Here is a 240-nt window from a genome sequence, read left to right on the forward strand (position 1 = left end):
GATAGATGTGATTGGGGAGGAAAATGGGGAGAGAGGTTTGGAATTGGGGGAGGAGATTGAGGGGAAAAAGGAGGAGGGGATGATTGTATATGGTAGAGAGGCAGAAGGAAAGGTTGTGAGTTTTTGGGATGGGATGCTGGTGGATGTCGAGAAAAAGGATGTGGGCGAAGTGGGAGAGGTGATGAATGATTTGATGAAGGATGTGAATAATATGAAGCCAGATGAAGCTAGTAGTGAAAA

The 240-nt window shown here is 45.4% G+C and carries 1 protein-coding gene; it reads left to right on the plus strand.

Annotated features, from left to right (window positions below; all coding sequences use genetic code 11):
* Window positions 1-7: 7 nt before the first annotated feature.
* A partial coding sequence (locus FS736_RS25670) for a toxic anion resistance protein (RefSeq protein ID WP_395883976.1) occupies window positions 8-240 on the plus strand: 233 nt, incomplete at its 3' end.

Source organism: Cytobacillus oceanisediminis 2691 (assembly GCF_007678455.1).
Classification (GTDB): Bacteria; Bacillota; Bacilli; order Bacillales; family Cytobacillaceae; genus Mesobacillus; species Mesobacillus oceanisediminis_A.